This is a genomic window from Pseudomonas arvensis (genome assembly GCF_056688935.1).
Map to the genome: position 1 here is coordinate 96,631 of NZ_CP162038.1, position 23,735 is coordinate 120,365.

The 23,735-nt window shown below is 59.0% G+C and carries 19 protein-coding genes, 2 tRNA genes and 1 rRNA gene; 5 read left to right on the plus strand and 17 right to left on the minus strand.

Features of this window, described 5'->3' with window-relative positions; all coding sequences use genetic code 11:
* The 17 genes from AB3G88_RS00475 to AB3G88_RS00555 form a co-directional block, all read right to left on the minus strand.
* Complete coding sequence (locus tag AB3G88_RS00475; RefSeq protein WP_099586218.1) at positions 1 to 804, minus strand: ABC transporter ATP-binding protein; 804 nt, start codon at positions 802 to 804, stop codon at positions 1 to 3.
* Complete coding sequence (locus tag AB3G88_RS00480) at positions 801 to 1,949, minus strand: ABC transporter permease (RefSeq protein WP_480452730.1); 1,149 nt, start codon at positions 1,947 to 1,949, stop codon at positions 801 to 803. Before AB3G88_RS00480 ends, AB3G88_RS00475 begins: the two co-directional genes overlap by 4 nt.
* A 55-nt stretch (positions 1,950 to 2,004) precedes the next feature.
* Complete coding sequence (locus AB3G88_RS00485; RefSeq protein WP_099586220.1) at positions 2,005 to 3,036, minus strand: DUF5924 family protein; 1,032 nt, start codon at positions 3,034 to 3,036, stop codon at positions 2,005 to 2,007.
* A gap of 72 nt (positions 3,037 to 3,108) precedes the next feature.
* Positions 3,109 to 4,491, minus strand: a complete 1,383-nt coding sequence (locus AB3G88_RS00490; RefSeq protein WP_480452732.1) for a M16 family metallopeptidase — start codon at positions 4,489 to 4,491, stop codon at positions 3,109 to 3,111.
* Positions 4,492 to 4,548: 57 nt separating this feature from the next.
* Positions 4,549 to 6,207 (minus strand): Na/Pi cotransporter family protein, encoded by a 1,659-nt coding sequence (locus tag AB3G88_RS00495; RefSeq protein ID WP_099586222.1) that lies wholly within the window; start codon positions 6,205 to 6,207, stop codon positions 4,549 to 4,551.
* 212 nt (positions 6,208 to 6,419) lie between these two features.
* The gene (locus AB3G88_RS00500) at positions 6,420 to 7,187 is read right to left on the minus strand and encodes a TerC family protein (RefSeq protein ID WP_099586223.1); all 768 of its coding nucleotides are present in this window, start codon (positions 7,185 to 7,187) and stop codon (positions 6,420 to 6,422) included.
* A gap of 64 nt (positions 7,188 to 7,251) precedes the next feature.
* A complete protein-coding gene (locus AB3G88_RS00505; RefSeq protein WP_099586224.1) occupies positions 7,252 to 8,559 on the minus strand; it encodes a CitMHS family transporter in 1,308 nt (435 codons plus the stop codon).
* Between the two features lie 378 nt (positions 8,560 to 8,937).
* Complete coding sequence (locus AB3G88_RS00510; protein ID WP_480452735.1) at positions 8,938 to 10,899, minus strand: DUF7844 domain-containing protein; 1,962 nt, start codon at positions 10,897 to 10,899, stop codon at positions 8,938 to 8,940.
* Positions 10,896 to 11,216 carry a DUF2388 domain-containing protein gene (locus tag AB3G88_RS00515; protein WP_099586226.1) on the minus strand — a complete coding sequence of 107 codons (321 nt, stop codon included), beginning with the start codon at positions 11,214 to 11,216 and terminating at the stop codon, positions 10,896 to 10,898. The genes AB3G88_RS00510 and AB3G88_RS00515 overlap by 4 nt, the downstream gene beginning before the upstream one ends.
* Before the next feature lie 39 nt (positions 11,217 to 11,255).
* The gene (locus tag AB3G88_RS00520) at positions 11,256 to 11,564 is read right to left on the minus strand and encodes a DUF2388 domain-containing protein (RefSeq protein WP_099586227.1); all 309 of its coding nucleotides are present in this window, start codon (positions 11,562 to 11,564) and stop codon (positions 11,256 to 11,258) included.
* A gap of 106 nt (positions 11,565 to 11,670) precedes the next feature.
* Positions 11,671 to 11,991, minus strand: coding sequence for a DUF2388 domain-containing protein (locus tag AB3G88_RS00525; protein WP_099586228.1), 321 nt, complete (start codon positions 11,989 to 11,991; stop codon positions 11,671 to 11,673).
* A 266-nt stretch (positions 11,992 to 12,257) separates the two neighbouring features.
* A complete protein-coding gene (locus tag AB3G88_RS00530; RefSeq protein ID WP_032885015.1) occupies positions 12,258 to 12,473 on the minus strand; it encodes a DUF1127 domain-containing protein in 216 nt (71 codons plus the stop codon).
* A 318-nt stretch (positions 12,474 to 12,791) separates the two neighbouring features.
* The gene (locus AB3G88_RS00535; protein ID WP_480452738.1) at positions 12,792 to 14,285 is read right to left on the minus strand and encodes a succinyl-CoA:acetate CoA-transferase ScpC; all 1,494 of its coding nucleotides are present in this window, start codon (positions 14,283 to 14,285) and stop codon (positions 12,792 to 12,794) included.
* Between the two features lie 178 nt (positions 14,286 to 14,463).
* Positions 14,464 to 15,900 (minus strand): NAD(P)(+) transhydrogenase (Re/Si-specific) subunit beta, encoded by a 1,437-nt coding sequence (locus tag AB3G88_RS00540; protein ID WP_158879317.1) that lies wholly within the window; start codon positions 15,898 to 15,900, stop codon positions 14,464 to 14,466.
* Positions 15,900 to 16,223 carry an NAD(P) transhydrogenase subunit alpha part 2 gene (locus AB3G88_RS00545; protein WP_480452741.1) on the minus strand — a complete coding sequence of 108 codons (324 nt, stop codon included), beginning with the start codon at positions 16,221 to 16,223 and terminating at the stop codon, positions 15,900 to 15,902. Before AB3G88_RS00545 ends, AB3G88_RS00540 begins: the two co-directional genes overlap by 1 nt.
* Before the next feature lie 15 nt (positions 16,224 to 16,238).
* Positions 16,239 to 17,360 carry a Re/Si-specific NAD(P)(+) transhydrogenase subunit alpha gene (locus AB3G88_RS00550; RefSeq protein WP_158879318.1) on the minus strand — a complete coding sequence of 374 codons (1,122 nt, stop codon included), beginning with the start codon at positions 17,358 to 17,360 and terminating at the stop codon, positions 16,239 to 16,241.
* A gap of 452 nt (positions 17,361 to 17,812) precedes the next feature.
* Entirely contained in the window at positions 17,813 to 18,712 is a 900-nt protein-coding gene (locus AB3G88_RS00555) for a LysR family transcriptional regulator (RefSeq protein ID WP_112192874.1), read from the minus strand.
* Positions 18,713 to 18,869: 157 nt separating this feature from the next.
* Between AB3G88_RS00555 and AB3G88_RS00560 the strand changes: the two genes are divergently transcribed.
* The 5 genes from AB3G88_RS00560 to AB3G88_RS00580 all read left to right on the plus strand — a co-directional run bounded on the left by AB3G88_RS00560 (position 18,870) and on the right by AB3G88_RS00580 (position 23,651).
* Positions 18,870 to 20,051, plus strand: coding sequence for an acyl-CoA dehydrogenase (locus AB3G88_RS00560; protein ID WP_099586233.1), 1,182 nt, complete (start codon positions 18,870 to 18,872; stop codon positions 20,049 to 20,051).
* A gap of 12 nt (positions 20,052 to 20,063) precedes the next feature.
* Positions 20,064 to 21,284, plus strand: coding sequence for a CaiB/BaiF CoA transferase family protein (locus AB3G88_RS00565; protein WP_480452745.1), 1,221 nt, complete (start codon positions 20,064 to 20,066; stop codon positions 21,282 to 21,284).
* A gap of 564 nt (positions 21,285 to 21,848) precedes the next feature.
* A 16S ribosomal RNA gene (locus AB3G88_RS00570) occupies positions 21,849 to 23,385 on the plus strand.
* Between the two features lie 83 nt (positions 23,386 to 23,468).
* Positions 23,469 to 23,545 (plus strand) — tRNA-Ile (locus tag AB3G88_RS00575).
* A gap of 30 nt (positions 23,546 to 23,575) precedes the next feature.
* Positions 23,576 to 23,651: transfer RNA gene (locus AB3G88_RS00580), tRNA-Ala, on the plus strand.
* Positions 23,652 to 23,735: the final 84 nt, after the last annotated feature.

The window sequence follows — 23,735 nt, forward strand, 5'->3', positions numbered from 1 at the left end:
TCATACCTCGTTGAGCGGTTGAGCGGCATCCAATGCCGCGCGGCCCCGGGGGCCGTGGAAGTATTCGTGAATCCAGGCGTCGTCCGTTTCCGAGACGATATCGATGGCGTCCGCCACCAGCACTTTCTTCTGCGCCAGCACCGCCACACGGTCGGTGATGGTGTACAGCGTGTCCAGGTCATGGGTGACCAGGAACACGCTCAGGCCAAGCGCATCACGCAAGGTCAGGATCAGTTGGTCGAATTGCGCTGCGCCAATCGGGTCGAGGCCGGCGGTGGGTTCGTCGAGGAACAGGATGTCCGGGTCCAGCGCCAGGGCGCGGGCCAGTGCGGCGCGCTTGATCATGCCGCCAGACAGCGACGCGGGGTATTTGTCGGCCGCCGACAGCGGCAGCCCGGCCAGGGCCAGTTTGACCGCCGCCAGGTGCTCGGCGTCGCGGCGGCTGAGGCCGGCGTGCTCGATCAGCGGCAGCGCGACGTTCTCGGTCACGGTCAGCGAGGAAAACAGCGCGCCCTTCTGGAACAGCACGCCAAAGCGCCGCTCTACCAGCGAACGCTCATGCTCCGACAGGCTCGGCAGGTTCTTGCCGAACACCCGCACTTGGCCTTCGCTGGGCCGGCGCAGGCCGACGATGCTGCGCAACAGCACCGACTTGCCGCTGCCGGAGCCGCCAACCACGGCGAGGATTTCGCCCTTGTACAAGTCCAGGTCGAGATTCTCGTGCACGCTCTGGCTGCCGAACCGATTGCACAGCCCACGCACCTCGATCACCGCCTCAGCGGGTGCACGGTGTAAGCGACTCACCAGCCCATCTCCATGAAAAACAGCGCGGCGACCGCATCCAGCACGATCACCACAAAGATCGATTGCACCACGCTGGAGGTGGTGTGGGCGCCGACCGATTCGGCACTGCCGCTGACCTTGAACCCTTCAAGGCAGCCAATGGCCGCGATCAGGAAGGCGAAGATCGGCGCTTTCGCCATGCCCACCAGAAAATGCTGCACGCCGATGTCCGACTGCAGCAGCGAGAGGAACATCGCCAGCGAAATATCCAGCGCCACGGCACACACCACGCCGCCACCGACGATCCCCGAGAGCATCGCCAAAAAGGTCAGCATTGGCAGCGCCACCAGCAGCGCGAGTACGCGGGGCAATACCAGCAGCTCCATCGGGTCCAGGCCGAGAGTTCGGATCGCGTCGATTTCTTCGTTGGCCTTCATCGAGCCGATCTGCGCGGTGAAGGCACTGGCGGTGCGGCCGGCGATCAGGATCGCGGTGAGCAACACGCCGAATTCGCGCAGGAAGGAAAACGCCACCAGGTCCACGGTAAAAATCGTCGCGCCGAAGCTTTTGAGTACCGTGGCGCCTAGAAACGCCACCACGGCACCGACCAGAAAGGTCAGCAACGCCACAATGGGTGCGGCATCGAGGCCGACCTGTTCGAGATGGGCAACCATCGGCGTCAGGCGCCAGCGCTTGGGGCGCAAAACGCCGCGGGCCAAGGTTTCGAGGATCAGGCCAACGAAGCCCAACAGTTGCTTGCTGTCCTGCCAGACGGTATCCACCGCCCGACCGATGCGGGCCAGCACTTGGATACCGGCAGCCTCTTCCGGCGCTTTTTCCGGTACGCAAAAGTCATTGAGGGAGCGGTAGACGGTCTTGAGCAAGGCACGGTCGGCAGCGGACAGGCTGCAATCGGTCTGCTCGGCGGATTGCTCGATGCGGGTTGGGCCCAGTAACTCCACCAGCAGCGAGGCGCCGGCGGTATCTAGGGCGCCGAGACCATTGAGGTCGATGCGGGCACCGGCGTCGTATTGGCCGTCGAGTTTGTCCGACAGCTTCTTCAGGTTGGCGTAGTGGGCCAGGGTCCAGTCCCCCGTAATCCGCAGTAACGGAGGGGTGGTGGAGGTGTCGAGGTGGGCGGCGCCGGCCGTGGGACTACTGGTCATAAGCTCCAAGCTTGTATTGGCTATCCACAATTCCTACGTAATAGCACGATACCGCTTACTTCGGGTTGTCCGTTTGTGCTGCGTCAGTCACTTTGAAACGCAGCACGCCGATCACCTGCCCATCTTCGGTCAGTACCCGAACCTGCCAGCGTCCTACCGCATCGGGCGGGAAGTTCTGCTTGTGGGTCCAGGCGCGATAGCCTTCCTTGCGCCCGCCGTGGATGTCCAGGGCGATGCGGTCGACCTCTTTGCCGTTGAATTTCCACACATGGTAGATCCGCTCATTCAGCCCGCGTGGCGCGTTGATCGCGGTGTAGGCGTAGAGCCCGCTACTGCGCAGTTGGGCGGCGGTGACTTCCTTGAGGTCATCGCCTGGCGTGCGGTCTTGTAACTGGGTGCTGATGGCCACTTCGGTCATCCACAGGGTGGCCGGTGGTACCCAACTGCGTAGGAACCAACCTGCGCAACCAATCGCGGCCGTTACGCCCAGCAGCATCGCCCAACCCTTGAGGCTGCGCAGCGGCATGCTCACCGCCAGGCTTGGAATCGACAACGCCATGGCCACGCCGAGGGCAAGTTTGTAACTCTCGGCGGTGGTCAGGTGCAGGATGATCGGCAGCGCGGTGAGCAGTGCGGCAAACAGCGTCAGGGTGTGCAGCGCCAGGAACAGCGAGCGTTTGGGCGCCAGCCATTTGTAGTACAGCGGGTCGATGATCGACACCAGTGCCGCCGCGCCGAGCAGGCCGGTAAACACCGACTGGCCGCTGTTCCACGCCGTGGTGACGAAAAAGAACGGCAGCACGAAGAACAGACTTTCCTGATGGATCATCTGGGTGGCGTAGCGCAGCAGCGGTTCGGGAATTTCCCGCTTGAACACCTTGGTAAACAGCTGGGTGAAGCTGTTCTCCAACATCAGCCACAGCCAGCTCACCAGCATGATGACCGCGATCCAACTGGCCATGCCCTGTTGGCGGTCCACCAAAATGAAGCTGCACACACCCGAAATGAAGCCGCCGAGTGCAATCACCCCTGGGTAGCGCTTCATCAGTTCGAGGATGCGGGTGATTAAACGGGTCACGTTTTGCATTCGGCGGTTCGCAGTCTTTGTAGGAAAAAATCTCAGACAGAATAACGTCTTAGCCTGGTGTCCGGTGCCCGATTACGTGATCCGTTTGCGATAAACCCGCACGCCGATCAACACAATGGCGATCAGGCCGACCACGCCGGCGCCAATCCAGTTGAGCATGTCGTAGCTCAGCAGCGGTTTTTCGACGCGCCAGTAGCCTGGCTGCTTGAGCACTTGGCGCAGGGCCTGGTTGGCCTGATCCAGGTTGACGGCCTTGATGCGTTTGGCCGGATCGCTGAAGCGGCCCTTGTCGTAGTCCGCCGCGGCTGCCCAATAGTAGTCGGCCAAGGCGCTGTTGCCCTGCACTGCCCAGGCTTGCCGGGCGATGGCGGCTTGTTGCAGGCGGGCGAAGGTGGCCGGATCCAGACCGTCCTTGAGCAATTGCGCGGTGAGGTCGTGCAGCACCTGTTCGGCTTCGGGGAGGTTTTCCCGCTCAAGGTCGGCATTCAGGCTGAGGAAACCGACGCCGCCGAGCACTTCACGTTCGCTCCAGGGGCCGTAGGACAAACCGTGCTTGAGGCGCAGTTGGCGATACAGCGCCCAGTCGAGGTAGTCCTTGAGCAGGTCGTAGGTTTCATCGTGCTGGTCGTCCAGCGTCGGTTCGGGGAACAGCCAGTGCAGTTTGGCGCCGTTACCCACCCAGCCGTGGATCAGGTCGCGGTGGCCGAGGGCGGCGTGCTGGATGTCCGGCAGGGGCCGGTGCTCGGTGGGGTCCACCGGATCGAGTTCGCCGTAGGTGCGTTCCAGGTAGGCCGGCAGCAGTTTGTCGAGTTCGCCGACGACGATCAACGTCATGTTGTTGGGGGCGTACCAGTTTTTGCGCAGTGTCTGCAGTTGGTCGCGGGTCAAGTGCTCGACTTCGGCGCGCTCGGCGCATTTGAGGCCCAGCTCCACGGCCAGTTGATTGCTGGCGGTGTGGCCGAGGTCTTGACGATCCAGCAGGCGTTGCAGGTGCGAGTAATGGCCACCGTCTTCGCGTTCGACGACTTTTTTGGCCGCATCGATATTGGCGTCGGTCAGTTCAGTGCGGGTGATGATCGCCAGCAACAGGTCGAGCACCTTGCGCTGGTTGTGCGCGGGGGCTTCGATCACGAAGGTGGTGTCGGCATTGCTGGTGTAGGCGTTCCACTCGCCGCCCAGGGCCTGCATGCGCTCTTCGAGGTCGCCTTCGCCGCCGCCGTCGATGCCACTGAACAGCAAGTGTTCGAGCAAGTGCGGCAGTTCCTTTTCCTCACAGGCGAAGTCATCCAGGCCTACACCGACTACCAGCCGGATCGCCACGTGCCCACGTTCGGTACCCGGTTTGAGCAGCAATTGCAGGCCATTGGGCAAGGTGTAGCCCTCGACTTGCAGGCGATCAAAGGCAAAGGCGTGGGCAGAACCCATGAGCAGGCAGGCAAATAACAGGCGACGCATAACTGGCTTCCTGGCGAGTGAGGTCAGCTTTAACTGACTTCACGGGCCATCGTACGTTCAGGGCGAATGCGTGATGTCGGCAATATCTTCGGCCGAGAGCGCGCCAGTGTCGGACGTTTCCAACACTACATACGCACTGCTGCAAAACAACGAGTTGAGGCGTTTCATGTCGGCAATCAGCTCCAAGTGCAGGGAACTGGTCTCCAGGCTTTGTACGATTTTGCGTTGCAGGCGACTCACGTGGGCGTGGGCCAGGCGGCGTTCCTGGGCGCGAAAGCGGCGTTTCTCACGCAGCAATTGACGCGCGCTTTCCGGGTCGGCGCTGAGGAACACCGAAAGGCCCAGTCGCAGGTTGGCGATCAATTGGCTGTGCAGTCCGGTGAGTTCTTCCAGGCCGACTTCAGAAAACTGGCGGCGCTGGGAGGTTTTCTGCTGCTGGACTTTGCGCAGCATGCGTTCGATCAGGTCGCCGGCGAGCTTCAGGTTGATCGACAGCTCAATGATCTCGGCCCAGCGGCGGCTGTCCTGTTCGCTGAGGTCTTCGCGGGGCATTTGTGCCAGGTAGAGTTTGATCGCGCTGTAGAGCGCTTCGACGTCATCACTGAGACTGCGCATCTCCTGGGTGATGGCGGTTTGCTTGCCACGCAGTACTTCCAGCATAGAGGTGAGCATGTTGTCGATCAGGTCGCCCAGGCGCAGGGTTTCGCGTGCGGCATTGGCCAGTGCCAGGCTGGGCGTGGTGAGGGCCGTGAGGTCCAGATGACGGGGTTTGGCCTTGCCGTTGGAGTCTTCTCGTTCGGGCAGCAGCCACGCGCACAGACGCGCCATTGGGCCGATGGTCGGTAGCAGGATCAGGCAGCGGCTGACGTTGTAGAGCAGGTGGAAGGTGATGACCATGCCTTGGGTGCTGTAGTCCAAATCATCCATCCAGCGCACGAGGGGGTCGAGCACCGGAATGATCAACAGCAGGCCGATCAGCTTGTACAACAGGCTGCCGAGGGCCACCTGGCGCCCGGCGGCGTTTTGCATGCTGGTGCTGAGGAAGGCCAGCACGCCGCTGCCGATGTTGGCACCGATCACCAGGCCGATGGCCACGTGCAGGCCGATCACACCGGCACCGGCCAGGGTGGCCGTCAGTAGGACAGCAGCCAAGCTTGAGTAGGAAATCATCGCGAACAAGGCGCCGACCAGGGCGTCGAGCAGGATGTCGCCAGTCAGCGAAGCGAAGATCACTTTGACGCCCTGGGCATGGGTAATCGGCCCAGCGGCTTCGACGATCAGTTGCAGCGCGAGGATGATCAGCCCGAGGCCAATCCCCACCCGCCCCAACTGCCCTGCCCGCGTCTGTTTGCGTGACAGAAAGAAAATAACGCCGAGGAAAATCAGCAGCGGTGACAGCCAGGACAAGTCCAAGGTCAGTACCCGCGCCATCAGCGCGGTACCGACGTCGGCGCCGAGCATGGTCGCCAGGGCGGGCATCAGCCCCATCAGGCCCTGGCCGACAAATGAGGTCACCAGCATAGCGGTGGCGTTGCTGCTCTGGACCATGGCTGTCACCAGGATACCGGCGACAAACGCAAGCCAGCGCTTGGACATGTTATGCCCGATGACCTGACGCAAATTGGAGCCGTAGACCCGCAGGATGCCGGTACGGACGATGTGCGTGCCCCAGATAAGCAGGGTCACGGCGGAAAGCAGATTGAGCAAGGTCAGCATGCTCGGCCCCCCGTGTAGGTGTGCTCCAACAGGAGCGAAGGAAAATTGCCGCGTGCCGCTCTACGTCTTGTACTTAAGCTGTAGTTGGCGAATGGGCTCTGCGCCAGCATCGCATAGCTAAAGTGGGGATTGAAACAAAACTGTCATGAAGTCAGCTTTGTGCGGATGAAAAAAACGGGACGCAAGCGCCCCGTTTTTTCGACTGGCTCGGGTTATTGACCCGGGATGTCCTTGCGCAGTTTCACGGGATCCTGCTGTTTCTTCTTTTTCGCGATGGCGGTGCGCATCTTGATGTTCACCGCTTCTACTGCCAGCGAGAACGCCATGGCGAAGTAGACGTAGCCTTTTGGCACGTGCACATCGAAGGACTCGGCGATCAGCACGGTACCCACCACCAGCAGGAACGACAGCGCCAGCATTTTCAGCGACGGGTGCTTGTCGATGAATTCGCTGATGGTGCCAGCAGCCAGCATCATCACCAGGACGGCAACCACGATGGCGGCAACCATGACCGGTACATGGGAGACCATGCCGACAGCGGTGATCACCGAGTCCAGGGAGAACACGATGTCGATGATCGCGATCTGGATGATCGTGTAGATGAACTTGCCACCGGCGCCTTTCGGCTCGTCGTGGGATTCGTCTTCACCTTCCAGGGCGTGGTACATCTCTTGGGAGCTTTTCCACAGCAGGAACAGACCACCGAAGAACAGGATCAGATCGCGACCGGAAATGCCTTGGCCAAACACTACGAACAGGTCGGCGGTGAGTTGCATGACCCAGGTGATCGACAGCAGCAGCAGGATACGCGTGACCATGGCCAGCGCCAGGCCGAAGATCCGGGTGCGGGCCTGCATATGCTTGGGCATGCGGCTGACCAGGATCGAAATCATGATGATGTTATCGATGCCCAGGACGATCTCCAGGGCCGTCAGGGTGAAGAAGGCAATCCAGATTTCCGGATTGGTCAGCCATTCCATGTGTATTCCTTTGAGCGTGTGTTAGACCGCACCGGCGTAGGGCCGGCGCAGTTGGGTTGTACGATTATAGAGTGCTGAACAGCGGAAAAATCCCCATCAGCAATGCAGCGAACATTATGCACAGGCACACCAGCACTGCCCACTTCAGGGTGAAGCGCTGGTGATCGCCAAATTCGATACCGGCCAGGGCCACCAGCAAGTAGGTCGACGGTACCAATGGGCTGAGCAAGTGCACCGGTTGGCCAACGATGGAGGCGCGGGCCATCTCCACGGCGGTGATGCCGTAGTGGCTGGCGGCTTCCGCCAGCACCGGCAGCACGCCATAGTAGAACGCATCGTTGGACATGAAGAAGGTAAACGGCATGCTCACCAGCGCCGTGATCACCGCCAGGTACGGGCCCAAGGCGTCAGGGATGACTGCCAGCAGGCTCTTGGACATGGCATCGACCATGCCGGTACCCGACAGGATGCCGGTGAAGATACCCGCAGCGAAGATCAACCCTACCACCGCGAGTACGCTGCCAGCATGGGCGGCGACGCGGTCTTTCTGCTGTTGCAGGCATGGGTAGTTGACGATCATCGCGATACTGAACGCCACCATGAACAGCACCGGCAGCGGCAGCAGGCCGGCGATCAGTGTGCACATCAGGGCCAGGGTCAGGGCGCCGTTGAACCAGATCAGCTTCGGACGGCGCGCGTCGGGGAATTGCGACACGCTGATTTCGCTGTGGTCGATCTCGTCGCCCTGCAGGTGGAGTTCACCCAGGCGCGCACGCTCGCGCTTGCCGTACATGTAGGCGATCACCAGGATCGCGACGACGCCGGCGGCCATGGCTGGGATCATCGGTACGAAAATATCCGAAGGGTCCACGTGCAGCGCACTGGCGGCGCGGGCGGTCGGGCCACCCCAAGGGGTCATATTCATCACGCCACCGGCGAGAATGATCAAGCCGGCCATGATCCGCGGGCTCATGCCAATGCGCTGGTACAGCGGTAGCATGGCGGCCACGCAGATCATGTAGGTGGTGGCGCCGTCACCGTCCAGGGACACGACCAAGGCCAATACGGCGGTGCCGACCGAAACCTTCAGCGGGTCGCCTTTGACCATCTTGAGGATCTTGCGCACGGCCGGGTCGAACAGGCCGGAGTCGATCATCAAGGCGAAGTAGAGAATGGCGAACATCAGCATCACGCCGGTCGGCGCAAGCTTGGTGATGCCCGCAAGCATCATCGGGCCGATCTCTGGTGCAAAGCCACCAAACAGGGCGAACAGGATCGGCACAATGATCAAGGCGATCAGCGCGGACAGGCGCTTGGTCATGATCAGGAACATGAACGTGATGACCATGGCAAAGCCAAGGAAAGTCAGCATAGGAATACTCCAGGCGTAGCGCGGCTAGGGAATGGCGAACCGGGGTGGATTCAGCGCAGAACGAAAGGCACGAAGCGTACGGGGGGAGTTGGGGCGAACAGGCGGGTACGGGCGGACATCGGGAATCACCATTGTTGTTGTAAACAGCCGGTCTTTTGCCGGCAGTGAAAGCGATCCTAGACGTGAAAGCTTTCAGCCAGCTTTCGTTGGCCAAACAGTTATGGCGGGCGGACGCGCGGTCTTCAGACGTGCATAGGTCAAATGTGGGAGGGGGCTTGCCCCCGATGGCAGTGTGTCAGCCACTAGTTTCATTGGCTGATCCACCGCTATCGGGGGCAAGCCCCCTCCCACATTTGCCCCATGTTTGTCTCGGCTACTTCAGGGCAGCTCAAGGCCGCCGGCTGCCTTGTGCAGTTTGCGCAGGTGCTCACCTACCTGCTTGAGGTTGGCCTCGCACGCGGCGATCTCGGCGGCGCGGGAAGGCTCCAGCAGCGCCCTCACCTCTTTATCCAGCTCGCCGGTCAGCGACTGCAGTTGTTTCTGGCGTTCGGCGCTTTCCGATTCCAGACGCTTGGCTTCCGACGGTTGTGGCAGGCCGTAACCGCCGCTACCCAGCAATTCGGCTGGTCGGCTGAGGAAGCCACTGTTGGCGAGGATCTGTTGCAGTGTGGCGTTGGCTTTTTCCATGCCGCCGTTTTTCAGCTCGCGGGCCCCGAGGTAGCGTTGTTTGACCTCATCCTGGGCCAGCATCAATTGCTTGCGAAAGCTGGCTTGTTCCAGCAGCAGCAACGCGGCGCTGGTGCGCAGATCGGCTTGCTCGAACCATGGGCGGCGTTCGGCGGCACTCAACGATAGCCAGTCTTCAACCTGGGTTTGTTTGATCGGCAGGTGTTTGCGCAGCACGTCGAACATCGCCTGGTAACGCTCGCGGAACGAGTCGAAGTGATAGCCCAGGCGCAGCGCTTCGCGTTTGTTGTCCAGCACGCTGGTATCGGCCAGGCCCCGGGCTTGCAGCACTTCCAGCAGGCCGTTGGGGGTGATGTTGTCAAGGCCGGTCAATTGCGGGTTGGCGCTGCCGCTGCGTAACAGCTTCAGGCTTTCGACCGCGCAGTTATTGGACAGGAAGAAGTAACTGCCGTCGTAGCTCCAGTGCATTTCTGCGGCGTGTTCGACGGTGTCGTTGATCTCTTGGCGTGAGAGCTTCAATGGCACGGAGGCCAGCCCGCGCAGTTCGGTCTTGGTGTATTCGTCGATGACTTGGGCCAAGGGCAGCACGAACAGCCGTGACGGGTACTTGCCCACCAGCCCATCCCAGCTCGACAGTTGTACGTCGCCGACAAATGCGCGGTAGGACAAGACCAGATGCTGGTCAAGATCCAGCCGGCAATCCGGGCCACGGGGGCGGCCCGGAGCGCAGATCACCAGGCGCAACATGCTGTGGCCCCAGCGGCTGACCAGGTTCTGGTTGGCTTCGGCGAGCAGGTAGTCGATCTCGTAGACGCGCTCCGGGTCCACATGGCCCAGCGGTGTCTTGGCGAAGTCGTTACCGGCATTGAGGAACGGGTAGGCCTTGGCGCAGGCGTCCTGTTCAGGCGGCGCCCAGCCGAAGTGTTGCTGGTAATAGCGGAACAGTGCCGGGCGTCGGCAGGCGTAGCTTGGGTCGAGGAGGAAATACTCCATGTTGACCGCGACGAATTCCAGCGGGCTGGTGGTTTCGTAGATGTCCGGGCTGCGTACGATTTGGCGGTTGTGCTGCTCGCGCTCACCACGCCGACCGACGTACTGCGGCCAGCCGGCGAGGTCCAGCAGGCGCGGGTCATCGCTGAGGGTGAAGCGGCGCTCATTCTGGCCACGGCATTGATCGGGCAGGCCGATCAGGCCGGTGATGTTGTTCTGGCGGCTGCAACGCTGGATCAGTGCGCGCTCGTCCTTGGACCACAGGCGTGCACGGTCATAGATATGGGTCAGTTCATGCAGCACGGTGGCAAGCATTTCCCGGCGCACGGTGCCATGAGGACGATTGGTTTTCTGGGTGGCGGCGCTGCCATCGGTCAGGCTGGCGAGCAGGTTGCGGTTGAGGTCCAGCTCGGACACCAGCGAGGCCTGGCCATAGGCATTCTCGGGCATCTTGTCGGTCCAGCCCACATCGACGCGCCGGTCCAACTGCTCGATAAATCGCGGCGGCAGTGAGCGCATCGCTTCATCGAGCAATGCCTGGCTGGCCTGCTGTTCGGCTGGGCTCAAGCCATCTGTCTTGAGCCGCAGTTGCAGGCTGGCCTGGGCTGCGCTGGCACACAGCAGCACAGTCCCGGCCAGGAGCCAGGCAGTGAGGCGCCTCACAGAGCGAGGATGGCTTCGGCGAGGGTCTGGTCGCTGGCGTCGCGGGCTTCCGGCAGGCGGGTGCGCAGGGTGTCGAAGGCGGCTTCCAACTGGGCGCCACGGATTTCGCCGTGGGTGGCGACGAAGCTGGCGGCGTCATCGTGGGCTTCGCGCACGACTTTGGAGTCACGGATAGAGGTGGTGGTGTCCGAAGTGAAATCAATGGTGCGGCCGGAGGCGCGAACAATGATGTTACTTGTGGCCACCAGGGTTTGTGCCTGTGCAACGTCGGCCAACAACAGCAAGCCTAGGGTGGCGGCGATCAGCGGGCTACGCATGGAAGAACTCCGAATACAAAGATGGAAATACAAAGATGATTATTGGACGAGAATTGCCTGCGCCAGTTCAAGGTCGCTCGCATGAAGTTTTGGTTGGGTCCGGCGCAGGTAATCCAATGCCGATTCCAGCCGTGCCCCCCGCCATTGGCCGTCAGTGGCGATGAACGCGGCAGCGTCATCCTGGGCGGCCACTACTACTTTGCGGTCGAACGGTGCGGAGGTCACCTTGCTGGTGGCATACGCGCTCGCGACGGTGCTCTGGATGGTCAGGTCAAAGGCCGAAGCCACTGGCGACCAACCGGCGAAAAACACGACAGGGACAATTAACAGGCGGTATGAAAAAGCCATGGGACTCGACAACTGAAAGCGAGCGCCAAGGCTAGCGCAATGCCCGGGCGAGAGCCAGCGCCGAGGCATTCGGGAGCGGCTGGCGCTCCCCTGATTTTCGTTGCGATTAAATAGCCAGGATGGCCTGGGCCAGCTGTGCGTCAGTCGCGGTGTTCAGTTGTGGGGCTTGTTGGCGGATCTGTGCCAGGGCGCTTTCCAGCTTCACACCACGGATGGCGCCTTCGCTGGCAACAAAGCTGGCGGCGTCGTCACGGGCGGCGCGCACAACCTTGTTATCGCGCAGGGACGAAGTGGCATCGGAGGTGGCGTCGGACGTGGCCTTCAGTGCGCCGACGATGGAGTCGGTGGTCACGATGAAGCTGGTGGCATTGGCGTTGGCGGCCAGGACCAACAGGGCGGCGGCACTAAGCAGGCGAAGACGGGGCATGGGGTGACTCCTGTAGATGAATGTAAAGGTGGCTTTAAACTGGATATTAGGCCGGGGCTTGTCAGTTCGGGTAGGTTTTGTGTGAGTTGACTGACTGTACCTATTATAGGTGTTGCTTTGAAAACTGTACTGGTTCGACTGAATCCATCGCTGTAAATCCATACGACGAATACAACAAAGCCCGCCTCCGGTCTCCCGGGGCGGGCTTTGTCTTAACAAATCAGTGCTGGCAGTGGACCCGGTGGGTCAGGGCCAGCGAGCGCAAATTAGCGCCAGAACGGCTTGCTGAGCTCTTCGTAGCGTTGAGCTTCGCTGATACCGGCGTCAGCCAGCAGACGCGAATCCAGACGAGCCAGTTGGTGGCGGCTGGAGATACGGCGCTGCCACAACATCAGGTTGGCAAGAACGCGCAGAGGCATGGAAGCCTGGGTGTTTACAGCTTTCTCTTCGAAGAACAGTTCGGAACTGAGTGTACGTTCCATGATGACATCCTTCCGCTTATGGCGGGATTAGGTAGTGGTTTAACTGATGCCAATGATCCTCTTCCGGCGCAAGACTCTCTAGATACAGTTCACCTGTATTGTGAGGGGCCAGTTAACTGTTTATGGGTGCTGTACTGTACGGAAATGGGGCAACTGTACCTGTCTGCACTTAAGTGGTGCGAAATAGCCATCTGCGAGGGTTGATGTGGAATTTATCTGTTGAAAAAGACCGGTACAGCAGTACAGTTTTTGCAGGAACCGGCGGGGATGCCGCCGAGCTGATGAAACTGTGTTTGCATCAGCTCGGATCTGTATCAATCAAGCCTTGAGCATATACCCGGTTTCTTCCAGGTTGATGTGCCAACTCAGTGCTTCGCGCAGGATGTGGGGCGTGTGCCCGCCGATGGCACAGGCTTCGGTGAAGTAACTGTTCAGCGCATCGCGGTACGCCGGGTGTACACAGTTGTCGATGATCACGCGGGCGCGCTCCCGTGGCGCCAGGCCACGCAAGTCAGCCAGGCCGATTTCGGTCACAAGGATGTCGACATCATGCTCGGTATGGTCCACATGGCTGACCATCGGCACCACGCTGGAAATTGCGCCGCCCTTTGCAATTGATTTGGTAACGAAGATCGCCAGATGCGCGTTACGTGCAAAATCGCCTGAGCCGCCGATGCCGTTCATCATGCGGGTGCCGCAGACGTGGGTGGAGTTGACGTTGCCGTAGATGTCGAACTCCAGCGCAGTGTTGATCCCGATAATGCCCAGTCGACGCACCACTTCGGGGTGGTTGGAGATTTCCTGTGGGCGCAGCACCAGCTTGTCCTTGTAGTGCTCCAGGTTGCCGAACACGTCGGCATTGCGCCGCTCCGACAGCGTGATCGAGCTGCCCGAGGCAAAGCTCAGCTTGCCGGCGTCGATCAGGTCGAAGGTCGAGTCCTGCAGCACTTCGGAATACATGGTCAGGTCTTCGAACGGTGAATCAATCAAGCCGCACATCACCGCGTTCGCGATGTTCCCGATACCGGCCTGCAGCGGGCCGAGCTTGTTGGTCATGCGTCCGGCCTCCACTTCCTGCTTGAGGAAGTGGATCAAGTGATTGGCGATCCCTTGAGTGTCGCTGTCGGGAGGCGTAACCGTAGAAGCCGAGTCCGCTTGGTTGGTGATGACAATGGCGACAATCTTTTCCGGCGGGATGGGAATCGCGGTGCTGCCGATGCGGTCATCGACCTTCACCAGGGGGATCGGCGTGCGAGTCGGCCGGTAGGTCGGGATATAGATGTCGTGCAACCCTTCCAGGTTCGGGTTGTGCGCCAGGTTGATCTCGATGATCACCTGCTTGGCGAAAATCGCGAAGCTGGCCGAATTACCTACGGAGGTAGTGGGCACAATATGCCCTTGCTCGGTGATCGCCACGGCCTCGATCACAGCAATGTCCGGCAGCTTGAGCTGGTTGTTGCGCAGCTGCTCGACGGTTTCCGACAGATGTTGGTCGATAAACATGACTTCGCCAGCATTGATTGCCTTGCGCAGGGTGCTGTCGACCTGGAACGGCATGCGTCGCGACAGTACACCTGCTTCAGTCAGTTGTTTGTCCAGGTCATTACCCAGGCTGGCGCCGGTCATCAGGGTGATTTTCAGCGGCGACGTCTTGGCGCGCTCGGCCAGGGCGTGTGGGACGGCCTTGGCTTCACCGGCTCGGGTGAAGCCGCTCATGCCGACGGTCATGCCGTCCTCGATCAATGCGGCGGCGTCAGCCGCGCTCATGACCTTGTTCAACAACGAAGGCAAGCGGATACGATCACGGTACATGAATTGTTATCTCAGGCTACGGAAGCAAGGTGGGCAGTGTAGTGATTTCAAAAAGTTTCGGCCCGCTACCATGGTCGAATGCCGAGTAGTGATTTAGAGCCTTTGGTCGGGTTTCATGAGTAATAAAAAACCCCAGCCTATCGCAGGCCGGGGTTTCGAGTATTGCGCTGAAGCGGTGTTACTCGACGGCCTTGACCATATCTTCGATGACCTTCTTGGCATCACCAAAGACCATCATGGTCTTGTCCAGGTAGAACAGCTCGTTATCCAAACCGGCATATCCGCTGGCCATTGAGCGCTTGTTGACGATGATGGTCTTGGCCTTGAACGCTTCGAGGATCGGCATGCCGGCAATTGGCGAGTTCGGATCGTTCTTCGCGGCCGGGTTGACCACGTCGTTCGCGCCGAGCACCAGTACCACGTCGGCCTGACCGAATTCCGAGTTGATGTCTTCCATTTCGAACACCTGGTCGTAAGGCACTTCTGCCTCGGCCAGTAGGACGTTCATATGCCCCGGCATGCGGCCGGCCACCGGGTGGATCGCATACTTCACGGTGACGCCGCGATGGGTCAGCTTTTCGGTCAGTTCCTTAAGCGCGTGTTGCGCGCGTGCCACGGCCAGGCCGTAGCCTGGAACGATGATCACGGTGTCGGCGTTGGTCAGCAGGAAGGTGGCGTCGTCGGCCGAGCCGGACTTCACCGGCCGTGCTTCTTTGGAACCTGCCGCAGCACCGGCATCCGGCGCATTGCCGAAACCGCCGAGCAACACATTAAAGAAGGAACGGTTCATCGCCTTGCACATGATGTACGACAGGATCGCGCCGCTGGAGCCCACCAGCGAGCCGGCGATGATCAGCATCGAGTTGTTCAGCGAGAAGCCGATACCCGCCGCTGCCCAGCCGGAGTAGCTGTTGAGCATCGACACCACCACCGGCATGTCGGCGCCGCCGATCGGGATGATGATCAGCACGCCCAGCACAAAGGCCAGGGCCAGCATCAGCGCGAAGGCGGTGAGGTTGCCGGTGAACATAAACGCCAGGCCCAGGCCCAGTGTGAGCAGGCCGAGCACCAGGTTGATCTTGTGCTGGCCGCCGAACTGTACAGGTGCGCCCTGAAATAGGCGGAACTTGTACTTGCCCGACAGTTTGCCGAACGCGATCACCGAGCCGGAGAAGGTGATTGCACCAATGGCCGCACCGAGGAACAGCTCCAGGCGGTTGCCGGCGGGGATTGCGTCGCCCAGGTGTTTGACGATGCCCAACGATTGCGGCTCAACCACGGCGGCGATGGCGATAAAGACGGCGGCGAGGCCGATCATGCTGTGCATGAAGGCGACCAGTTCCGGCATCTTGGTCATCTCGACGCGCTTGGCCATGATCGAACCGGCAGTGCCGCCGACCAGCAGGCCGACAATCACGTAGCCGATACCTGCAGTGGCAAGCTCAGCGCCGAGCTTATAGATGAGGCCCACGGTAGTCAGCACCGCCAGCCCCATGCCAAGCATGCCGAACAGGTTGCCGCGCCGCGAGGTGGTGGGGTGCGACAGGCCTTTGAGGGCCTGGATGAAACAGATCGACGCGATCAGGTAGAGCGTCGTTACCAGATTCATGCTCATTACTTCTGCACCTCTTCTTTCACAGCTTTGGGTGCTTTCTTCTTGAACATCTCAAGCATCCTACGAGTCACCAGGAAACCGCCGAACACGTTAACGGCTGCGAGGGCCACGGCGAGCGTGCCCATAGTCTTGCCCAATGGCGTCACAGTGAGGGCGGCAGCCAGCATGGCGCCGACAATCACGATTGCCGAGATTGCATTGGTCACCGCCATCAACGGCGTGTGCAGCGCGGGGGTAACGTTCCAGACCACGTGGTAACCGACATAAATCGCCAGCGCAAAGATGATCAGGTTGTAGATACCGGGGGAGATAAGCTCTTCCATCGTCTGAATCCCTGCTTAGGCGTTTTTGCGGATGACTTGGCCGTCGCGGCACATCAGGCACGCGGCGACGATGTCGTCTTCGAGGTTGAGTTCAAACTGCCCTTCCTTGTTGAAGACCAGCTTCAGGAAGTCCAGCAGGTTGCGCGCGTACAAGGCTGACGCGTCGGCGGCGACAGCGCCGGCGAGGTTGGTCGGGCCGCAGATGATCACGCCGTTTTCCACCACGGTTTCATCCGCCACGGTCAGCGGGCAGTTGCCACCTTGGGCTGCAGCGAGGTCGATCACCACCGAGCCGGGTTTCATCTGTGCGACGGTTTCGGCGCTCAGCAATGTCGGCGCTTTACGGCCGGGAATCAGTGCGGTCGTGATGACGATATCGGCTTGCTTGGCGCGCTCGTGCACGGCCAGGGCCTGGCGTTGCATCCAGCTGGTCGGCATCGGGCGTGCGTAACCCCCGACACCGACGGCGCATTCGCGCTCTTCATCGGTTTCGTAGGGGACGTCGACGAACTTGGCGCCCAGGGATTCGATCTGCTCTTTCACGGCCGGGCGTACGTCAGACGCTTCGATCACTGCACCCAGACGTTTCGCCGTAGCGATGGCCTGCAGGCCAGCAACACCGGCGCCGAGAATCAGCACGCGAGCGGCTTTGACGGTACCTGCGGCGGTCATCAGCATCGGCATGAATCGCGGGTAGTGATGAGCGGCGAGCAGCACGGCCTTGTAACCGGCGATGTTGGCTTGCGAGGACAACACGTCGAGGCTCTGCGCGCGCGAAGTGCGTGGCGCGGCCTCCAGGGCAAAGGCGGTGATGCCCTGCCCGGCCAGCTTGGCAATGGTTTCGTTGCTGAACGGATTGAGCATGCCCACCAACACGGTGCCGCTTTTGATCAGCGTGAGTTCGCTGTCACTGGGCGCCACCACCTTGAGGATCAGCTCGGCGCCGAACGCATCGTTGGCACTGCCAATGGTTGCGCCTGCTGTTTCATAGGCGCTGTCGACGATGCTGGCTTTAAGACCGGCCCCGCTTTGTACAGTGACCTTATGGCCCTGGCCGATCAGCTTCTTGATGGTTTCCGGGGTGGCAGCCACCCGCGTTTCACCGGTCTGGGTTTCGAGAGGAACACCAATGTGCACGTCAAATCTCCTGCATGATCTTTTTGCTTTTGATCTTTTTGTAAAAAGGCCAGTGCACCGCGAGTGGCGCAACTGGGGCGGCCGATCAGCACGATCCCACTGAAATGACAGCGGGGCGCGGCATTTTGCAGGCGAACTTTACGGCCTTCAAGGGATTATGACGGGTGACGAAAAATTAACTACAAGTCACCCTGTGACTGATTGTCGCAATGCGCTGAAATAACCTCTTTAAATACAAGTATTTAAAGGGCTACAGCTGAATGATGGGTATTTTGCCATGATTGGTGTGAATAGTCGGGCATTGGCCTGTTGGAGTCGCTGTAAGCCGCGAAAATCATGGCCTTAAGCCCTATTTTTGATAGATAGGTACAGTCTGCGAAAATGCGACATATACGTATATCTGTAGGATCTAAAATTAACTGACTACAAAATCAGCATTGACGCTTTGGCCTTTAATTACTGGGACTGTAGCGCTGAGATTGGTCAATAAGCCAATCCCGGAACGCGTGCAGCGAGGCTGATTCGACTTTTCTGTCAGGAATCATCAGATAATAAGCCTTTGAGCTCCTTAGCACCTCAGGGCTTGCGATCACCAATTGACGCTCGTCCAGCTCTCGCTGGATAAGGAACGGAGGGATCAGTGCAATACCCATGTCGTGCATGGCTGCCTGGGACAGCATCGAGAATAGCTCGTAACGCGGGCCTGTCATGTCGCGAGGGACGTTCAGTTGCTGGGCGTTGAACCATTGGCGCCAGGCATAGGGGCGTGTGGTCTGCTGCAGCAACGGCAGTTCCGCGATCTGCTGCGGGGTGAACCGCTTGCGTTCCCCCAAAAGGCGCGGGCTGCAGACAGGGGCGGGATTTTCTCCCATCAGTCGGTGGGATTCGGTACCGGACCAATCAGCGTCACCGAAGTAGATCGCCGCGTCGAACTCGGTGTCGGCGAACAGAAAGGGGCGCGTGCGGTTGGTCAGGTTCACCGTCACCTCGGGGTGCTTGCGTTGAAAGTCCTTGAGTCGAGGGATCAGCCATTGCGTGCCGAACGTAGGCACTACGGCCAGTTCTATAGTGTTTGCGCCTTGCTGGCCCATGACTGATAGGGTGTCGCGCTCGACGGCATCCAGCTGAGTTGCCACTCTGCGGCTGTAGGACAGCCCGGCCTCCGTCAGCTTTACCCCGCGTCGTGAGCGCCGAAACAGTTCGACACTCAAAAATTCCTCAAGGCTGGCGATCTGCCGACAAATCGCGCCTTGGGTAATGGAGAGCTCGTGCGCGGCCTTGGTAAAGCTCTCGTGGCGGGCTGCCGCTTCAAAGCTGACGAGGGCGGTTGTGCTGGGGATTTTTCTGCGCATGTACCTTGTGCTCACATCTAAAGCGCGCCTGCGCCACTACTGAGTATTACGAAGTGACAAATTAGCACAAGCCTATGCAGAAACCTCGTTTGCTCTCCCTGCAAGCGCGGCCTAGGCTCCATCCACGACTTCTGAATTTCTGTGCGAGGACTTATTCATGGCTGGCAAGGCAAGCTTTAACTGGATCGACCCGCTGCTGCTGGATCAACAGCTCACTGAAGAGGAGCGCATGGTGCGTGACAGTGCCGAGCGCTTCGCCCAGGACAAGCTGGCGCCTCGTGTGCTGGAAGCCTTCCGCCATGAAAAGACCGATCCGGCGATTTTCCGTGAAATGGGTGAAACCGGTTTGCTGGGGGCGATGATCCCTGAGCAGTACGGCGGCAGTGGCTTGAACTACGTCAGCTACGGGTTGATTGCGCGTGAAGTTGAGCGTGTTGACTCTGGTTACCGCTCGATGATGAGTGTGCAGTCGTCACTGGTGATGGTGCCTATCAATGAGTTCGGTACCGAAGCGCAAAAGCAGAAGTACTTGCCGAAACTGGCCTCGGGAGAATGGATTGGCTGTTTTGGTTTGACCGAGCCTGACCACGGCTCTGACCCTGGTGCGATGATCACACGTGCTCGCAAGGTGGATGGTGGCTACAGCCTTACAGGCGCCAAGATGTGGATCACCAACAGCCCGATTGCGGACGTATTTGTAGTGTGGGGCAAGGACGACGCAGGCGATATCCGAGGTTTTGTCTTGGAGAAAGGCTGGAAAGGCCTGAGTGCGCCGGCCATTCACGGCAAGGTCGGCCTGCGCGCCTCCATTACCGGTGAAATCGTGATGGATAACGTCTTTGTGCCGGAAGAGAACATTTTCCCGGATGTGCGTGGCTTGAAAGGCCCTTTCACCTGCCTCAACTCGGCGCGCTATGGCATCTCCTGGGGCGCGTTGGGTGCTGCCGAGTCTTGCTGGCATACCGCTCGCCAGTACACGCTGGATCGTCAGCAGTTCGGTCGTCCATTGGCCGCAACTCAATTGATCCAAAAAAAGCTGGCGGATATGCAGACCGAAATCACCCTGGCACTGCAAGGTTGCTTACGCCTGGGGCGAATGAAGGATGAGGGGACGGCAGCGGTTGAGATTACGTCGATCATGAAGCGCAACTCGTGCGGCAAGTCTTTGGATATCGCGCGTATGGCGCGGGACATGTTAGGTGGCAATGGTATTTCCGACGAGTTCGGGGTGGCGCGTCATCTGGTGAACCTTGAAGTGGTTAACACCTATGAAGGTACCCATGACGTGCACGCCCTGATTCTGGGGCGCGCGCAGACCGGTCTTCAGGCGTTCTATTAATAGGAGAGCGGTATGGGCGCGCTGTCGCATCTGCGGGTACTGGATTTGTCGCGAGTCTTGGCGGGCCCTTGGTCCGGACAGATCCTTGCGGACCTGGGGGCCGAGGTGATTAAGGTCGAGCGTCCCGGTAACGGTGACGATACGCGCGCCTGGGGGCCGCCCTTTCTTAAGGATTCTCATGGCGAGAACACCGGTGAGGCAGCGTACTACCTGTCAGCCAATCGGAATAAAGAGTCGGTGACTATCGATTTTACGCGGCCGGAGGGGCAGCAACTGGTGCGGGATCTGGCGGCTAAGTCCGACATCCTGATCGAGAACTTCAAGGTCGGTGGGCTGGCGGCGTATGGGCTGGACTATGAGTCGCTCAAGGCGCTCAACCCGGAGTTGATCTATTGCTCGATCACTGGGTTTGGCCAGACGGGGCCATATGCGGGGCGTGCGGGCTATGACTTCATGATTCAGGGGTTGGGCGGGCTGATGAGTCTTACCGGTCGGCCGGAGGGTGATGAAGGCGCTGGGCCGGTGAAGGTGGGAGTGGCGCTGACAGACATACTCACGGGGCTCTACTCCACGGTGGCAATCCTTGCTGCGCTGGCGCATCGAGATCACGACGGCGGAGGGCAGCACATTGATATGGCATTGCTCGATGTGCAGGTGGCTTGTCTGGCTAATCAGGCGATGAATTACCTGACCACGGGCGTGTCGCCAAAGCGCCTGGGCAACGCTCATCCTAATATCGTGCCTTATCAGGACTTCCCCACAGCCGATGGTGATTTCATTCTGACGGTTGGTAATGACGGGCAATTTCGCAAGTTCGCCGAAGCGGCTGGGCAGCCGCAGTGGGCAGATGATCCGCGGTTTTCTACTAATAAGGTGCGGGTGGCCAATCGTGCTGAGCTGATTCCGCTGATTCGCCAGGCTACGGTTTTCAAGACAACGGCTGAGTGGGTGTCACAGTTGGAGCGTGTGGGTGTGCCTTGCGGGCCGATCAATGATTTGGCGCAGGTGTTTGATGATCCCCAGGTAAAGGCGCGCGGGTTGGCGCTGCAAATGCCGCATGTATTAGCGGGGCTGGTGCCTCAGGTTGCCAGCCCAATTCGTTTATCCAAGACGCCTGTGGAGTATCGCAGTGCGCCTCCTCTATTGGGCGAGCATACCGCTCAGGTGCTGCAGGGTGTGTTGGGACTGAAGTCTGAGCATGTGGCTTCTTTAAGGGAGGCGGGTGTTATCTAGATGCCCTTCTTCTATATAGGAGGCATTGGATTGGTGGTTTTTTGATCAGGCCTAACTAATTGATAGGGATAAGAAATTAAAGGTTGACGCCAGATTCTGGGAGCCTATAATTCGCCCCACTTCCGGCGCAGTCGAAACGGAAAACTCCTTGGTAAACAATGAGTTACGCAGTTTTCGGCAGCAGGTTGCTTCAGTTCATCGAAGCCAAAAGGAAGTTGAAAAAGAGGTGTTGACAGCAGCGTGTAACGCTGTAGAATTCGCCTCCCGCTGATGAGAGATCTGAAGCGCAAGTGGTTGAAGTTGTTGAAGAAATCTTCGAAAGCTTCTGAAAATAATCACTTGACAGCAAATGAGGCTGCTGTAGAATGCGCGCCTCGGTTGAGACGAAAGATCTTAACCAACCGCTCTTTAACAACTGAATCAAGCAATTCGTGTGGGTGCTTGTGGAGTCAGACTGATAGTCAACAAGATTATCAGCATCACAAGTTACTCCGCGAGAAATCAAAGATGTAACCAACGATTGCTGAGCCAAGTTTAGGGTTTCTTAAAAACCCAAAGATGTTTGAACTGAAGAGTTTGATCATGGCTCAGATTGAACGCTGGCGGCAGGCCTAACACATGCAAGTCGAGCGGTAGAGAGAAGCTTGCTTCTCTTGAGAGCGGCGGACGGGTGAGTAATGCCTAGGAATCTGCCTGGTAGTGGGGGATAACGTTCGGAAACGGACGCTAATACCGCATACGTCCTACGGGAGAAAGCAGGGGACCTTCGGGCCTTGCGCTATCAGATGAGCCTAGGTCGGATTAGCTAGTTGGTGGGGTAATGGCTCACCAAGGCGACGATCCGTAACTGGTCTGAGAGGATGATCAGTCACACTGGAACTGAGACACGGTCCAGACTCCTACGGGAGGCAGCAGTGGGGAATATTGGACAATGGGCGAAAGCCTGATCCAGCCATGCCGCGTGTGTGAAGAAGGTCTTCGGATTGTAAAGCACTTTAAGTTGGGAGGAAGGGCAGTTACCTAATACGTGATTGTTTTGACGTTACCGACAGAATAAGCACCGGCTAACTCTGTGCCAGCAGCCGCGGTAATACAGAGGGTGCAAGCGTTAATCGGAATTACTGGGCGTAAAGCGCGCGTAGGTGGTTTGTTAAGTTGGATGTGAAATCCCCGGGCTCAACCTGGGAACTGCATTCAAAACTGACTGACTAGAGTATGGTAGAGGGTGGTGGAATTTCCTGTGTAGCGGTGAAATGCGTAGATATAGGAAGGAACACCAGTGGCGAAGGCGACCACCTGGACTGATACTGACACTGAGGTGCGAAAGCGTGGGGAGCAAACAGGATTAGATACCCTGGTAGTCCACGCCGTAAACGATGTCAACTAGCCGTTGGGAGCCTTGAGCTCTTAGTGGCGCAGCTAACGCATTAAGTTGACCGCCTGGGGAGTACGGCCGCAAGGTTAAAACTCAAATGAATTGACGGGGGCCCGCACAAGCGGTGGAGCATGTGGTTTAATTCGAAGCAACGCGAAGAACCTTACCAGGCCTTGACATCCAATGAACTTTCTAGAGATAGATTGGTGCCTTCGGGAACATTGAGACAGGTGCTGCATGGCTGTCGTCAGCTCGTGTCGTGAGATGTTGGGTTAAGTCCCGTAACGAGCGCAACCCTTGTCCTTAGTTACCAGCACGTAATGGTGGGCACTCTAAGGAGACTGCCGGTGACAAACCGGAGGAAGGTGGGGATGACGTCAAGTCATCATGGCCCTTACGGCCTGGGCTACACACGTGCTACAATGGTCGGTACAGAGGGTTGCCAAGCCGCGAGGTGGAGCTAATCCCATAAAACCGATCGTAGTCCGGATCGCAGTCTGCAACTCGACTGCGTGAAGTCGGAATCGCTAGTAATCGCGAATCAGAATGTCGCGGTGAATACGTTCCCGGGCCTTGTACACACCGCCCGTCACACCATGGGAGTGGGTTGCACCAGAAGTAGCTAGTCTAACCTTCGGGAGGACGGTTACCACGGTGTGATTCATGACTGGGGTGAAGTCGTAACAAGGTAGCCGTAGGGGAACCTGCGGCTGGATCACCTCCTTAATCGACGACATCAGCTGCTCCATAAGTTCCCACACGAATTGCTTGATTCATTGAAGAAGACGATAAAGAAGCAGCCCGAAATTGGGTCTGTAGCTCAGTTGGTTAGAGCGCACCCCTGATAAGGGTGAGGTCGGCAGTTCGAATCTGCCCAGACCCACCAATTTTGTGTGGGAAACGCCTGTAGAAATACGGGGCCATAGCTCAGCTGGGAGAGCGCCTGCCTTGCACGCAGGAGGTCAACGGTTCGATCCCGTTTGGCTCCACCACTACTGCTTCTGTTTGTTGAAAGCTTAGAAATGAGCATTCCATTGTGATGATGGTGAATGTTGATTTCTAGTCTTTGATTAGAT